General features: G+C 34.1%; 12 protein-coding genes. 7 read left to right on the top strand and 5 right to left on the bottom strand.

Annotated features, from left to right (window positions below; all coding sequences use genetic code 11):
* Window positions 1–32 precede the first annotated feature (32 nt).
* Window positions 33–1,829 carry a sensor histidine kinase KdpD gene (locus FHR29_RS18860; protein WP_232789356.1) on the bottom strand — a complete coding sequence of 599 codons (1,797 nt, stop codon included), beginning with the start codon at window positions 1,827–1,829 and terminating at the stop codon, window positions 33–35.
* A 159-nt stretch (window positions 1,830–1,988) separates the two neighbouring features.
* Between FHR29_RS18860 and FHR29_RS18855 the strand changes: the two genes are divergently transcribed.
* Window positions 1,989–2,480, top strand: a complete 492-nt coding sequence (locus FHR29_RS18855; protein WP_132843550.1) for a hypothetical protein — start codon at window positions 1,989–1,991, stop codon at window positions 2,478–2,480.
* 427 nt (window positions 2,481–2,907) lie between these two features.
* On the opposite strand, the gene FHR29_RS18850 is transcribed toward FHR29_RS18855, so the two are convergent.
* The 4 genes from FHR29_RS18850 to FHR29_RS18835 all read right to left on the bottom strand — a co-directional run bounded on the left by FHR29_RS18850 (window position 2,908) and on the right by FHR29_RS18835 (window position 7,992).
* The gene (locus FHR29_RS18850) at window positions 2,908–3,543 is read right to left on the bottom strand and encodes a TetR/AcrR family transcriptional regulator (RefSeq protein ID WP_132771557.1); all 636 of its coding nucleotides are present in this window, start codon (window positions 3,541–3,543) and stop codon (window positions 2,908–2,910) included.
* 98 nt (window positions 3,544–3,641) lie between these two features.
* Window positions 3,642–4,922 (bottom strand): aminotransferase class I/II-fold pyridoxal phosphate-dependent enzyme, encoded by a 1,281-nt coding sequence (locus FHR29_RS18845; protein ID WP_132843552.1) that lies wholly within the window; start codon window positions 4,920–4,922, stop codon window positions 3,642–3,644.
* A gap of 1,015 nt (window positions 4,923–5,937) precedes the next feature.
* Window positions 5,938–7,365, bottom strand: a complete 1,428-nt coding sequence (pyk, locus tag FHR29_RS18840; RefSeq protein ID WP_132771555.1) for a pyruvate kinase — start codon at window positions 7,363–7,365, stop codon at window positions 5,938–5,940.
* Window positions 7,366–7,497: 132 nt separating this feature from the next.
* Window positions 7,498–7,992: an IPExxxVDY family protein gene (locus tag FHR29_RS18835; protein WP_132771554.1), complete on the bottom strand. Its 495-nt coding sequence runs from the start codon at window positions 7,990–7,992 to the stop codon at window positions 7,498–7,500.
* A gap of 271 nt (window positions 7,993–8,263) precedes the next feature.
* Here FHR29_RS18835 and FHR29_RS18830 point away from each other — a divergent pair, with 271 nt between their 5' ends.
* From FHR29_RS18830 to FHR29_RS18805, 6 genes are all read left to right on the top strand, one after another.
* Complete coding sequence (locus tag FHR29_RS18830; RefSeq protein ID WP_021192392.1) at window positions 8,264–8,500, top strand: acyl carrier protein; 237 nt, start codon at window positions 8,264–8,266, stop codon at window positions 8,498–8,500.
* 27 nt (window positions 8,501–8,527) lie between these two features.
* A complete protein-coding gene (gene fabF / locus FHR29_RS18825) occupies window positions 8,528–9,781 on the top strand; it encodes a beta-ketoacyl-ACP synthase II (RefSeq protein WP_021192393.1) in 1,254 nt (417 codons plus the stop codon).
* 77 nt (window positions 9,782–9,858) lie between these two features.
* Window positions 9,859–10,599, top strand: a complete 741-nt coding sequence (gene rnc / locus FHR29_RS18820) for a ribonuclease III (RefSeq protein ID WP_132771553.1) — start codon at window positions 9,859–9,861, stop codon at window positions 10,597–10,599.
* 52 nt (window positions 10,600–10,651) lie between these two features.
* Window positions 10,652–12,034 (top strand): histidine--tRNA ligase, encoded by a 1,383-nt coding sequence (gene hisS / locus FHR29_RS18815; protein ID WP_132771552.1) that lies wholly within the window; start codon window positions 10,652–10,654, stop codon window positions 12,032–12,034.
* Window positions 12,035–12,274: 240 nt separating this feature from the next.
* Window positions 12,275–13,270, top strand: a complete 996-nt coding sequence (gene pdhA, locus FHR29_RS18810) for a pyruvate dehydrogenase (acetyl-transferring) E1 component subunit alpha (RefSeq protein ID WP_045753966.1) — start codon at window positions 12,275–12,277, stop codon at window positions 13,268–13,270.
* A 33-nt stretch (window positions 13,271–13,303) separates the two neighbouring features.
* A complete protein-coding gene (locus FHR29_RS18805; RefSeq protein WP_168127898.1) occupies window positions 13,304–14,938 on the top strand; it encodes a pyruvate dehydrogenase complex dihydrolipoamide acetyltransferase in 1,635 nt (544 codons plus the stop codon).
* Window positions 14,939–15,043: the final 105 nt, after the last annotated feature.

The raw sequence follows: 15,043 nt of genomic DNA, 5'->3' as shown, positions 1-15,043 counted from the left end.
TGATAATATACGAAATTAATATCGTTTTAAATTTAATTTTTTATGGGTAATAGGATGTCAAACTGCGTTCCCTTATCTTTATCGCTTTTTACTTGAATTTTACCATTCATTCTTTTAATAATATCATAAACATATGATAGTCCCAATCCAAAACCTTTTACGTTGTGGACATTTCCTGTAGGAATGCGATAAAATTGATCAAATATTTTTAATAGATGATCTTTTGCCATTCCAATCCCATTATCAATAATTGTAATTTGAATACTTTCTTTTGTATTTTTGGTTTTCACAATTATGTGTGGATTATCTTTACTGTATTTTATAGCATTATCTACCAAGTTGAAAAATACATTTGACAAATGAAGTTCATCTCCTACTACAATATCATTTTGTGCATCAAAGTGATGTTCAAATTTGCCACCTACTTTTTGTATTTGAAGTTGCATGCTGTCTAATACTGCTGAAAGCAGATCATTAATGTGAATAGGTGTTTTTTCTAGCTTTAATGTTTCTTTTTCCAGACGGGCAATATCTAATACTCGTTCGATATGGTTACCTAATCTCACATTTTCATCATATATAATATTTGCAAGACGCTTTACTCTACGCTCATCAGATATGATCTCTGGATCTCGCAAGGATTCACTGGCTATCATAATTGTAGCAACAGGTGTTTTAAATTCGTGCGTCATATTGTTGATAAAATCAGTTTTCATCTCTGAAACTTTTTTCTGTTTGAATATGATTAATAGGGTATATGCAAAACAGCCAATTAATAGGAAAAGCAAAGCTATTGTAGGGAGCAATAGATAACTCATATTATCAACAATGATAGTACTTTTTCTAGGAAAATAAACGCTTAATCTTCCTGGAGGAGAACCAATATCTCCTTTAAATAGAGCTGTTGAATAACGAGTTATTTTATTTGGTTTAATAATATTATCGATGGTTTGTACACTGAAAACAATATTACTGCTATCGCGAACTTCAATATTAAAAGGATAATTGATATCTCTTTCTGCAAGTTCCTCTTTTAATAAGTTTTGAATGAGATTAATATTTAAGCGCTCTCTAAATGGACGTTTGGATAGCTCCATTCCAATAGCAACATCTTCAATAAGACCGCTTCTTTTCCCGCCAATAGCTGCGATAGTATCAAATACATTTTTACCAGTTCCAATCAAATTCTGACCGCTCATATTTTCCAACTTATTTTCAAGATCTACTATTTTCTTAGCAATCTGTTTATTGAATCTTGGAGGTAAAGTCGCAATTTTATACTCAATTGCTTGCTTTAAGATAGGATCTATTGTTGGTATAACGAATCTTGCACTATCATCTTTTGCATTTTCTTTTGGTAGAAATTTGGTTGCTCCAATTTCTACATATTCTTTTATGACATGATCAGGACTGTTGTATTTGATGACGTCAATGCTTAATACATTTTCTTTACTTTTTCTATTGATGTAAGTCTCATAAAATGAATTTTCAATAGATACAACACTAGGAAATGTTTCTTTTAGTTGATCTTCAGCTTCTTTAAATTTTTCTTTTATGGCATATTGATCAGCTCGTAAGTTTTCCAGATCTCTTTGCATTTTCAATTGTTCAGCAAGATGCCTTTGCTTCTCCTGTTCAAATTGATATTTTTTGATATTGGTTTGCTGTTGCACTTTTGCAAAATCAATTACCTCCCGACGTTCTATTTTACCTGCGACTGCCGTTAAGGAAGCATTGACCGATTCGTCAAACAATTGTGATTTTTGACGATAGGATTCTCTGATAAAATAAAATTGCATAGCTGCCACTCCCAGTAATGCTAGGGTCATCAAGCTAATAATTAAAACTATGCTACTTTTCTTCATTTGTTACAAATATAGGTATGCTTTATTTGATTTAATTGCTTTTAACAATGTTTAACAAGCTTAATGTTTCATTATGAAGGATTAAGCTTTATTTTAGATAAATATTTTATAAAAATACTCGATATGAAAAAGATATTAAGTTTAGTTTGTTTCTGTATTTCATTTTTTGCAACACATGCATCTAGTGTATCCAGAGATACATCAAGTGCTAAGTTTGGTACAGAGGGTAATAAATACGGATCGAAAAATTTTAATTTAAAATTGGAGCCCAATTCGGATGAACGTTTTAATGTAGTAAAATCGAATAGTCTGCCAATAGATAGGGAGGGTGCTGATTTGAATATGAGAGGAAGTCGCTACAAGTCCAATACTCCGGTGTTAAAGATTCCGACAGATCCAAATGTTCATTATCATATGCAACATAAAAAAACTGACATTGACGATGCTGCTCCGATACCAAATTCTTTTAAGAATGCTATTCCTTTAGGGGACAGTGGCAATTCTAAACTAGAGAATAACCCTGTTCAACCTTTATATAAATTAGAGTTTTTACCCGATAGCCTGATGCATCGTCATGACTCTCCACTCAAACGTAATGGATATAAAGCTAAATGAAGATAATTAAACCATATTTTATGGGTGTTGCTTAAATTTTGACGGAGCTTTATTTTACTTGGTTTTTAGTTAAAAATATAGGTTCATACAAGGCAATGGGCAAATAACAGCAATTAATTAGTCGCTAATTGCTATATATTGGCTATTGCCTAGATTTTGAAGTAAAGGAATTTCAGTAAATCTTGAGAATCAGCATCTAAAATTTAATAATGCTCAGTAATTGTACTTATCATATTTTGCTGTACAAGAGGTTTATTTATTATACAACCTTTTAAATGCTATTGTTCTTTGCAAGCCATAATATTTATATCGTTATGGTGGCAAAGTGAATCCTAAGTTTTACGATATTCCTTATTAGATGTAAAAACTGTGTTTTAATTAACATTTAGAAAATAAAAATAGGTCAATTACAACTAAGCTATTGACGTTACTTTACCCCGTAAGTCTGTTTTAAAATGAATTTAACAGCATCTTTAATTCGATTTATACCTTCTTCTGTTGTTAAATTTATCTCACAAAAGGTACTATCTGTTGTTTTTGTATGCAATACAAGATAATATATACCAGCTACTAGTAAACTAGAGACGGCTCTAAGATCAACGTCTTTTCCAGCGAGTTCTTTATCCGAATATGGGAAAAATAGGGCACTCATCTTCTCTCTAGTCTGCGTAACATGGGACATAATATCAGATTTTTCACTGATTTGCCAAAGTACTACTTTTTGCATTTCTTCATTCAATGTGAATTGATCAATTTGCTCCAGTAATAAGTTTTCAAGGAAAAGGCGAGAGCTAGTACCTGAGGCTTTTGCAAGTGTTTCCTCAGCAGCAATGGTTGCTTCTACCCAGTAGTCCTTACCTTTTATATATGTTTCGATAAGATTATCAACACTTCCAAAGTATACTGAGATTAATTTTCTGTCTACTCCAGCAGTACTGGCAATATTCGCGATTGAAAGTCCTGTATATCCTTTTTTTTCCAAAACTGCACCCACTGCTTGGATAAGTTTGGTCATCGTTCTACTTTTATCGTTCTTTTCTCCTTGATACGTTTTTCTGGCCATTGAAGTAATATATTTAGTTAGACACTGCCGTAATATATTTAGTTAAACTTTAGGATCAAAGTTAATTAAATATATTGCTTTCTTTCAATTAGATGCTTTTATCTTGTTTTAGTAAGATCAATTTTTTTGCCAATATGTTCAAAAGCATTTAAAACATGGTCTAAATGCTCCTTGCTATGTGTAGCCATTAAGCTGGTTCTAATGCGTGCATCTTTTTTAGAAACACCAGGATAAACAATGCAATTTGCATATACACCGGCCTCTAGTAGCATTCGTGCTACTTGCGCAGTTTTGTGTGGATCCCCAATCTTCACAGGAATTATTGGAGACTGTGTTGTGCCTATATTTAAGTTCAGTGAAAGAAGTCCGTTTTTAAAATAAGCAATGTTTTCTGCTAATTTGGTTCTCCATTGTGGTTCTTCATCAATGAGTGCGATCGCTTTAATTAAGCCATTGGCGGCGGGTGATGATGTTGAAGAAAATACTTGTTGCCTAGCTTGATAGCGTAAATAATTTATAATTTCTGGAGTTGACACAATAAAACCGCCAATATGTCCAAATGCTTTGCTTAAAGTGCCAGAAATGATGTGAACTTTATTTAATAAATTATAAACTTCAATGCATCCTCGTCCTTTTTCACCTATTACACCGATGCCATGTGCATCATCTACCATTAAATAAGCACCATATTTTTCACAGAGATCATATATTTCATCCATTTTTGCAAGATCTCCATTTTGTGAGTAAACACCATCAATGATGACCAGTTTTGTCCTGAATTTGTTTTGAGCATCAACCAAAGCTCTTTCCAAATGAATCATACTATTGTGAGGAAAACGTTTTGTGTTTGTGCTATTTAAACCTTCGTAAACACTAGCGTGTACTTCCATATCAACAATAGCACAATCTTCTTCTTTTAGTAATGATTGTAGCGTTGCTGTGTTTGCTGTATATCCTGTTGTATAGACAATTGAGGAGCCTGTTGGTCTATTGAAAAAATCAGATATTTTATCTTCAAGTTGAACATGATATTCATGATGGCCTCCAATAAGAGGAGATGCACCTGCCCCTGTTCCATATTTCATTATACCTTCAATTGCTGCTTGCTTCACTTTCGGATGCTGGGTGAAATTTAGGTAGTCATTTGAGACTAAACTGATACATTCCTTTGAGTTTTTCATGAAGGAGGTTTTCACTTGAACGACTGGTCCACACCCTTTGGTAACGAACCGAAAATTCATATGATCATTTTCGCTCATGTAATCAGTAAATTCTTGAAAAGCAGTAGCTGATTGGACCATGTCATGGTTTGGAATATTTTCAAATTCCTTAAAGCTAGCCTTTGTAAAATCAATGTTGTGGTTAAGAGTTGGTAGCATTTTTTTTCTATATTATTTAATTGGCTGTAAATATTATGAAATATAATGATTTATTTTTTAAAATTCCTTGCCTTGGTATTTTTTATTATAAATTTTATCTAATGATTTTGAGCATTTATTTTGTACTTGTTTTGGCATTCTAATTTATATCTAACTGTGGGTTGGGTATAAATTAGAAAATGGTGGATTTATAGATGATTTAGATTTTCTTTTAGCTCACTCTAGAGTTAAATAATACTTGTTGGCCAATCCGGAATGAAGAAGGTTGCTTAATTGCCAAAATTATCAATAAGTGTCTAGTTCAAGTAGGTGTCCATCATTCCCGATATCAATCCTATTTTCATTAATTTCGATTTGCTGGGTAAGAACATAGCTACCTTAAAAGGCATCATTTAAGGTTAAAAAAAACCTACTGCAATAATAGTATTTAGAAAGGTACCTCTAAATCTTTACTGATTTTCATAGCTTAAAGCTGAACTTTACTTTATTTTTAAAATCCTTGACAGTAATCTCACTTTGTTGTTGTGGTCCATCAATAAACTCCTTTTCAGCGGTAGTTGAAAAGGTTGCTATTAATTTGGGTATACTGTATTTGGGTAAGGTTGCTTAGTAGGTGTCGCCATCTTTTAATGGTGTTAGTTCTTTTATCAATGACGGATCGTTTGAGACGCGAAAGTAAAATGCGCTAATTTCTATATTCTCTTCAGGGCTATGCTCTTTGTCCTGCTGTGTAACATCTTTACTACTCTAATAAAAAATAATATGTACAAGAATAAACGATTGCGAAGGTACATATTTACTAATTTAGGAATATGGTAGAGACAATTTAGCTAATTGATTCTGTAGTAAATATCGGCTTAAATCAGGTTACTTTTTTTATTAAATGCCTTAAATGTCTTGTATATGAGAACTATGTCATTTTTAACAATAACTTCTAAATGTATATTGTAACAAAAAAAGCGCTCTCCAAATTATTCTTGGAAAAGCGCTTTTCTATTTTTTAATATTATGCTGATTACAATTGGGAAACACGAATTGTGTTCGTTTTTCCTTTTTCAATTAACGGTGTCGATGCCGTGTTAATCACAATCGAACCCGGAGCGATATAGTTATTCTTAACAATAAATTTATTGACATCATGAATAGAACCGTCTGTACTGTCAAATTTGTCATAAATAAAGGTTTTAACACCCCATAATAAACTTAATTGACGTAACAATTTTTTAGTTCCTGTAAAAACCATGATATCAGCGTTCGGTCTGTAACTTGCGATTTCAAATGCAGTAGCACCAGAAGATGTTAAAACAGCAATTGCGGCAGCATCTGTTTTCTTTGCTAAATATACCGAAGACGCACAAATTGCATCTGGAATTTTAGTTCCATCGCTAATCTCACTAACTTTCTCATTATAATATGGATATGATGTTTGTTCCACGTGGATAATGATTTTACTCATTGTTTCGATAACGATTTCAGGAAATTCACCTACAGATGTTTCTCCGCTTAACATCACTGCATCAGCTCCATCAATAACCGAGTTAGCAACATCATTAACTTCAGCACGTGTAGCACGTGGAGTTGTGATCATACTTTCTAACATTTGAGTTGCAATGATAACCGGTTTTGATAAATCACGACATTTTTGAACGATGATTTTTTGTAAACCTGGTACTTCTTCCATTGGCATTTCAACACCTAGATCACCACGTGCAACCATAATTGCATCAGTTGCTTCGATGATAGCATCAATATTTTCGATAGCCTCGGGTTTTTCGATTTTTGCGATTACTTGTGCGTGGCTTCCTTTTTCAGCAATGATTTTTTTACATTGGTAAATATCTTCTGCTGAACGTACAAATGACATTGCAATCCAATCTGCACCATGGTCAAGTGCAAAATTTAAATTATCTAGATCTTCTTCTGTTAAAGAAGGAATTGAAACTTTTGTATTTGGTAAATTAACACCTTTACGAGAAGTTAATACACCTCCATGTACAACCTCACAAGTAACAGTATCTTTATAGTTGGTGTTTAAAACACGCAATTGCAATTTGCCATCATCTAATAAGATGATTTCATTAGCAGCAACATCATTTGGGAAATTTTCATAAGTGATGTAAATTCTCTCTTCATCACCGATTAATTCATGTGTAGTAATTTCAACTTGTGAGCCATTTACTAATATAGCGCCACCTTCTTTCATTTTTCCGATACGGATCTTAGGACCTTGTAGATCGGCTAAAATAGCGACATTAAAATTAGTTTCTTCATTGATCGCATTGATGGTTTCAATTACTTTCAAATGATCTTCTTGACTACCGTGTGAAAAGTTTAAACGACATACGTCTACACCTTTAGCAATCATATTTGTTAGCACTTGTTTATCAGCAGATGCAGGACCTAGTGTTGCAACAATTTTAGTCCTTTTTTGAACTTTTTCCATTCTAATTTTTTTATTACTATGTATTTTTATTTTTATATAACTTCATTTTTTTTGTGAAATTATAAAACTCGTTTTACTAACGAGGATAATTTAGATTTAAGGGGTGTATCTTGTACACTATTAAATAGTTTGCTAAAATATCAGATTTTCTTTGGATTTCAATATTTTTGGTGATATTTCTTTTACAAACACGACTTCGGGTATTTTGTTTATATTTTTTACTATACGATCCAGGTCATCATCATCAATATAATTTTTGATTATTATAAAATAATCGAAATTAGGATGCTCCGGTATTAATAAATTACCTTCGATACTTTTATTGTTGATTAAATAATATTCTGTTTGAAATTTGGTATTTATATACCAGAAGGTAGTAAAGTGCTGCTTCGATTTTTTAGCATTGTCAAAAACAATATGATACTCTAATTCTTCAGAAGTTTTTTGCTTTAACTTTTGATTATGGTCAAATTTATCTTCTTTTCCTCTGACAAAATTTAGGAGCGTTAGCTTATTAATAAAATGGCAGAGACGGTAATCTTTTAAAGGAGATGAAATGGCAATAAGGACGAAGTCTAATTCGGCATCAAATTCTAGGTCCCATTTTAGTATCGTTTTGTTATTCAAAGTGAAAATTTAAGCTTGTGTTCTTGACGAAAATACAAAAAAATGATGCAAATGCTGTGAATTTAATGTAAAATTTCAATTAATTGCCTCTATGTTTGTACATATTAGGAATTATTGTTATACTTGAATACGGTTAGTTTATAGCGAGTTAAGGGTGTAGCTGTACCGGGTTGGGAAATAATTTGACAATCTAAAAATCAAATGGATTTTTATATTTGATGAAATTTATTTTTCTTTGCACAGATTTATTAAACAATTAAACTATAAAATCATGTCAGATATCGCTTCAAGAGTAAAGGCAATTATCGTTGAAAAATTAGGTGTAGACGAAAACGAGGTAACACCAGAAGCTTCTTTCACTAATGATTTAGGTGCAGATTCACTTGATACTGTAGAGTTAATCATGGAATTTGAGAAAGAATTCAACGTTGCAATACCTGATGACCAAGCTGAAACTATTGGTACAGTGGGACAAGCAATCACTTATTTAGAAAAAAACGTTAACTAACTAATTTAATTGGGCCAAATCGTATAAATGGAGCTTAAAAGAGTAGTAGTAACAGGATTAGGCGCACTTACACCAATTGGTAATACCGTTTCAGAATATTGGAATAGTTTACTAGATGGTGTAAGCGGTGCTGCTCCCATTACGCATTTTGATGCGTCAAAATTTAAAACCCAATTCGCTTGTGAAGTGAAGGGGTTTGATCCACATGAATTTATGGATCGCAAGGAAGCTCGCAAAGTAGATCCTTTTGTACAGTATGCTATTGCATCATCTGATGAAGCAATTAAGGATGCTGGTTTAATTTTTGAAAATTTAGATACAAATCGTATCGGAGTTATTTGGGGATCAGGAATTGGGGGATTGACAACTTTCACAGATGAAGTTGTAAATTTCGCAAAAGGGGATGGAACACCACGTTTCAATCCTTTCTTCATTCCAAAAATGCTTGTCGATATTGCTCCGGGACATATTTCTATGCGTCACGGACTTCGTGGACCTAACTTTTCGGCTGTCTCCGCATGTGCTTCGGCAACCAATGCGATGATTGATGCTTTTAACTATATCCGTATGGGTAAAGCTGATGTAATCGTAACTGGTGGATCTGAGGCAACTATTAATGAAGCTGGAATCGGTGGATTTAATGCAATGCATGCATTGTCAACTAGAAATGATGATCCTAAAACAGCTTCACGTCCTTTTGATAAGGATCGTGATGGTTTTGTTTCTGGTGAAGGGTCTGGTGCGATCATATTAGAAAGTTTAGAACACGCATTAGCGCGTGGTGCTAAAATTTATGCTGAAATTGGAGGTGGGGGTATGAGTGCTGATGCACATCACATCACAGCTTCTCATCCAGAGGGCTTAGGTGCTAAACTTGCGATGACAATGGCGGTTAATGATGCGGAACTAGATTTCACAGATATTGACTATATCAATGTGCATGGCACTTCTACTCCGGTAGGGGATATTAGTGAAACTAAAGCTATTGTAGATTTATTTGGTGAGCACGCTTATAAATTGAACATTAGTTCGACAAAATCAATGACAGGACACCTTTTAGGTGCTGCTGGTGCGATTGAAACTATTGCTTCTATTTTAGCTGTTCAAAATGATATAGTACCACCTACTATTAATCATTTTACAGATGATCCGGAATTGGATAACAGATTAAATTTCACATTTAATAAAGCTCAAAAGCGTATTGTAAATGCTGCAATGAGTAATACTTTTGGTTTTGGTGGTCATAACGCAACTATTGTTGTGAAGAAATACAAAGCTTAATATTACTTTATTTAAGTTATTAAAATAATTGGGATACAACAGGTGCTTTATACCTGTTGTCCCTTTTTTAGACTAAGATGCCTTTTTCAAGGATTTATAAATTATATTTTTCTGCTGACAAAGCTTATGTTAGAAAGCTCAAGAACCTGTTAGGTTTTGTCCCTGGAAACATACGACTTTATCAAATGGCTTTTAGGCATAAGTCTGTAGCTGTTGTGATCAAGGAAGGTTCCAAAAATAGCAACGAAAGATTGGAATTTTTGGGAGATGCTATTTTAGGTTCAGTGGTTGCTGAACTACTATTTAAAAAATACCCTTATAAAGACGAAGGCTTTTTGACTGAAATGAGATCTAAAATTGTCAGTCGTGTACATCTTAATCAACTTTCTCGGAAGCTCGGATTAAATGAGCTTATTCAGTTTGACGCGAGAATGATTAGCTTTCCCAATAAACAAGGCTCTTTGCTAGGTGATGCTTTTGAAGCACTTATCGGTGCCGTATATTTGGACAAAGGGTATGTGTTTACTAAAAATTTTCTATTAAACCGTATTATTAAACCACATGTAGATATTCACTTATTGGAACAAACGGAAACTAATTTTAAAAGTCGTTTGATCGAATGGTGCCAGCATAATGGTAAAGAGGTTGTATTCAATCAAATTGATAATCCTCCTGGTGAATCGAATAAAATGTTTTCTATTGAAGCAGTTGTACAAGGTGAAGTTTGTGGCCTAGGACAAGATTTCAATAAAAAAAGCGCTGAAAAAACAGCTGCAGAAAAAGCTTGTGAGTATTTGAAAATTTTAGAGCTTGACTAAGCTTTTTTCTTCTAAGTTCCAATAAATCCTTCTTAAATATTAACTTTGCCAAATGGCAACAGTAAAACCTTCTTTAGCAAAAGGCACACGTGATTTTTCACCTGCCGAAATGCTTAAACGTAATTATATTTTCAATACACTTAAGCGTGTTTTTAAAAAGTATGGTTACAGTGAAATTCAAACTCCTTCTTTTGAAAATTTGCAGACACTTACGGGAAAGTATGGTGATGAAGGGGATCAGTTAATTTTCAAGATTTTGAATTCTGGAGATTATTTGAGTAAAGCTCCCAATGATTTACTTGAATCCAAGTCTTCAACTAAATTAATCTCTCTTATTTCTGAAAAGGCACTTCGTTATGATCTCACTGTACCGTTTGCTCGTTATGTTGTCATGCATCAAAATGATATTTCTTTACCTTTTAAACGTTTTCAAATTCAACCTGTATGGCGCGCTGATCGTCCTCAAAGAGGTCGTTATCGCGAATTCTATCAGTGTGATGTAGATGTAGTGGGTTCTGAAAGCCTATTGAATGAAGCTGAGTTTATTTTAATCTATCATGAAGCATTGAAAAATTTGGGACTGCAAGATTTTACGATTAAAATTAACAACCGTAAGATTCTTTCAGGTATTGCTGAGATTATTGGCAAGCCGGAACTTATTGTCGATATGACAGTTGCGATCGATAAATTGGATAAGATCGGTTTAGAAGGTGTAAATAAAGAACTATTAGAACGAGGTTTTACAGCAGCGGATTTAGAAATTTTACGTCCAATTATTTTATTAGAGGGATCAAATCTAAAGAAATTGTCTGCCTTAAAGCACGTATTATCAAATTCGGAAATAGGATTAAAGGGAATAGCAGAAATAGAAGAATCGTTTGATTATATTTCTAAGTTGGATTCTTCAAATGAAGTTTTAAACCAATTTGTAGAGGTTGATATTACCCTAGCGCGTGGGTTGAATTATTATACGGGCTGCATTTTCGAGGTAAAGACGAATGAGGTCGCTATGGGGAGCATCGGTGGTGGTGGACGCTACGATGATTTGACAGGTATGTTTGGTTTGAAAGGATTGACCGGTGTAGGTGTGTCTTTCGGTGCCGATCGTATCTATGACGTTCTAGAAGAATTAAATCTTTATCCTGAGGCTAAGGGAGATTACACTAAGCTTTTGATTGTGAACTTTGATAAAGAAACCGAGTCCTTTACATTACCTCTTTTAAATCGCCTACGTAAGGCGAACATTGCAGTCGAGCTTTATCCAACAGCTGCGAAATTGAAAAAACAGATGAGTTATGCCGACAGTAAAGGTATTCCATTTGTTTTATTAATTGGTGAAGAGGAAGTTTCTTCAGGCCAGCTTTCATTGAAAGATATGCAAACAGGTGATCAAAGAAAAATAGATGAATCAAGTTTGATTGTTGAATTGAGCTAAAATCATATTTGTTACAAAACAAAAAAGCCAAAAGAATAATATGTCTTTTGGCTTTTTTGTTTGTTCTTTTTTTAATTTACTAAATTAAGCCAGTCATTTATTTGGGTATCTTCTTATGTCGTTTAAATCAAATGTCTTAGAACTGTCTAAAACAAGAAGAAAATTTGATTTTCTGACCAAAATATCACCCAAATTGATTAGATTTGTAGTCAAGATTAGTAAGAAATTCAAAACTTTGAAATGAGTTCAACACCTATAACAAAAGAGACATATTTAGAGTGGTATAGATCTATGCTACTTATGCGTAAGTTTGAAGAGAAGACAGGTCAACTTTATGGACAACAAAAAATCCGTGGTTTCTGTCACTTGTACATTGGACAAGAGGCAGTAGTAGCAGGTACAATGTCTGTTATCAAACCTGAAGATTCTTTAATTACAGCCTACCGTGATCACGCACATGCTTTAGCAAAAGGTGTGTCAGCGAATGAATGTATGGCTGAGATGTTTGGAAAAGCAACAGGTTGTTCAAAAGGAAAAGGTGGATCTATGCACTTTTTCTCGAAAGAACATAAAATGATGGGTGGCCATGGTATTGTTGGTGGTCAGATTCCATTAGGAGCTGGTATCGCTTTTGCTGAAAAATATTTGGGTACAAATAATGTTAACGTATGTTACATGGGTGATGGCGCAGTTCGTCAAGGTGCTTTTAATGAAACTTTGAACATGGCCATGTTGTGGAAATTGCCTGTAATTTTTGTTTGTGAAAACAATGGTTATGCAATGGGTACTTCCGTACAACGTACAACCAATATGCAAGATATTTATAAAATGGGCCTAGGTTTTGATATGCCTTGTGCACCAGTAGATGGTATGGATGTCGTAGCTGTACACAATGCGATGGATGAAGCTGTTCAACGTGCTCGTGCTGGGGAAGGACCTACTTTCTTGGAAATACGTACCTACCGTTACAAAGGTCACTCGATGTCCGATCCTGCGAAATATCGTACGAAAGAAGAATTAGAAGAATATAAAGGACGTGATCCATTATTGGCGACAAAGCATGCTATTGTTGAAAACAATTATGCTGATGAAGCTTGGTTTGCTGAAGTGGATGCTGAAGTGAAAAGTATTGTAGATGAATCTGTGAAATTTGCTGAAGAATCTCCTTTCCCTACAGCTGATGAATTGTACAAAGATGTGTACGTTCAAGAGGATTATCCATTTATATTAGATTAATATAAGTTACTTTAACTAGATAAATAAAATACAATGGCTGAAGTAGTTAGAATGCCGAAAATGAGCGATACCATGACCGAAGGGGTTATCGCAAAATGGCACAAACAAGTTGGTGATAAAGTTAATTCTGGTGATTTAGTTGCTGAAATCGAAACTGATAAAGCGACGATGGATTTTGAATCATACCAAGAAGGAACACTTTTATATATTGGTCCTAAAGAAGGTGAAGCAGTTGCTATTGATGCTGTTATTGCCATTCTTGGAGAACCTGGAGAAGATTTTCAAGCATTATTAAATGACGCTCCTCAGGCTGAAGAAGTGACGGAGAAAAAGGAAGTAGAAGGTTCTAATTCATCTGGGACTGAAGCAGCTCCTCAGTCTAATGTAACACCGGAGTCTTTAGGTGTTACAGTTATCACTATGCCTTTGTTAAGTGATACGATGACAGAAGGTGTAATTGCGCAATGGAATTTTAAAGTTGGTGATACAATCAAATCTGATGATTCTATTGCGGATGTAGAGACGGATAAAGCGACGATGGAGGTTACAGCTTATGCTGATGGAACATTGTTATATGTAGGTCTTGAGGCAGGTGAGGCTGCTAAAGTAAATGATATTATTGCTATTGTAGGTCCTGCAGGAACAGATGTAACACCATTGTTAAATCAAAAAGCTGCTCCTACATCTCAAGCTGCTCCTGCCGAAGTAAAAAATGAATCAAAGGTAGAGGCTAATGTAACTACGGAAAATAAAGCTACTGATGTAGCCGATGATTCTCGAGTGAAAGCATCTCCATTAGCACGTAAAATTGCTAAAGATAAAGGAATCAACCTGAATGAGATTAAAGGATCTGCTGATGGTGGCCGTATTGTAAAAAAAGATGTTGAATCTTACGTTCCAGCTACTAAAGTTGCTCCTGCTTCAACAACTGCTGCGCCAGTTGCTACTGAAACAAAAGCGATCACTTTACCTACTTTTGTAGGTGAAGAGAGATATACAGAAGTTGCTGTTTCTCAAATGCGTAAAACAATTGCACGTCGATTAGGTGAAAGTTTGTTTACTGCTCCACATTTTTACCTAACGGTAAGTATCGACATGGAAAATGCAATGCTTGCTCGTACGCAAATCAATGAAGTGGCTCCAGTAAAAGTTTCTTTCAATGATATCGTTGTGAAAGCAGTTGCAGTTGCATTGAAAAAGCATCCTGCCGTAAACTCTTCATGGAAAGGTGATAAGATTCGTTTTAATGAGCATACAAATATTGGTGTTGCAATGGCTGTTGAAGATGGCTTATTAGTTCCTGTTGTACGTTTTGCTGACGGAAAATCATTATCTCACATTTCTGCAGAAGTTAAAGATTTCGCTCAAAAAGCGAAAACTAAAAAATTAACTCCAGCTGATTGGGAAGGTTCAACATTTACAGTTTCTAATTTAGGTATGTTTGGTATTGATGAATTCACATCAATTATCAACTCTCCGGATGGTGCAATTCTATCTGTTGGTGCAATTCAACAAGTTCCTGTTGTTAAGAATGGTACTGTTGTTCCTGGTAATGTGATGAAGTTGACTTTAGGTTGTGACCACCGTGTAGTGGACGGTGCTACTGGTGCTCAATTCTTGCAAACATTAAAAGCATTATTAGAAAATCCAGTGAGATTATTAGCGTAATCTTACTTTGAATAAGTATATTCAAAAGGTCACTTTATATAAAGTGACCTTTTTTTATTGTTTTTTTCTTTTTTTAGTACTAAAATCAGCATTTTAGCATTAATA

The organism is Sphingobacterium sp. JUb56 (genome assembly GCF_014191365.1).
Lineage (GTDB): Bacteria > Bacteroidota > Bacteroidia > Sphingobacteriales > Sphingobacteriaceae > Sphingobacterium > Sphingobacterium anhuiense.
The sequence above is the reverse complement of the archived record's forward strand: the minus strand, read 5'-3'. Positions and strand labels throughout refer to the sequence as shown.

Excerpts from the sequence above, each read along its gene's own strand:
- FHR29_RS18860 (WP_232789356.1), bottom strand. The coding sequence starts at position 1,829 with ATGACCCTAGCATTACTGGGAGTGGCAGCTATGCAATTTTATTTTATC.
- FHR29_RS18855 (WP_132843550.1), top strand. The coding sequence starts at position 1,989 with ATGAAAAAGATATTAAGTTTAGTTTGTTTCTGTATTTCATTTTTTGCA.
- FHR29_RS18850 (WP_132771557.1), bottom strand. The coding sequence starts at position 3,543 with ATGGCCAGAAAAACGTATCAAGGAGAAAAGAACGATAAAAGTAGAACG.
- FHR29_RS18845 (WP_132843552.1), bottom strand. The coding sequence starts at position 4,922 with ATGCTACCAACTCTTAACCACAACATTGATTTTACAAAGGCTAGCTTT.
- pyk (WP_132771555.1), bottom strand. The coding sequence starts at position 7,365 with ATGGAAAAAGTTCAAAAAAGGACTAAAATTGTTGCAACACTAGGTCCT.
- FHR29_RS18830 (WP_021192392.1), top strand. The coding sequence starts at position 8,264 with ATGTCAGATATCGCTTCAAGAGTAAAGGCAATTATCGTTGAAAAATTA.
- fabF (WP_021192393.1), top strand. The coding sequence starts at position 8,528 with ATGGAGCTTAAAAGAGTAGTAGTAACAGGATTAGGCGCACTTACACCA.
- rnc (WP_132771553.1), top strand. The coding sequence starts at position 9,859 with ATGCCTTTTTCAAGGATTTATAAATTATATTTTTCTGCTGACAAAGCT.
- hisS (WP_132771552.1), top strand. The coding sequence starts at position 10,652 with ATGGCAACAGTAAAACCTTCTTTAGCAAAAGGCACACGTGATTTTTCA.
- pdhA (WP_045753966.1), top strand. The coding sequence starts at position 12,275 with ATGAGTTCAACACCTATAACAAAAGAGACATATTTAGAGTGGTATAGA.
- FHR29_RS18805 (WP_168127898.1), top strand. The coding sequence starts at position 13,304 with ATGGCTGAAGTAGTTAGAATGCCGAAAATGAGCGATACCATGACCGAA.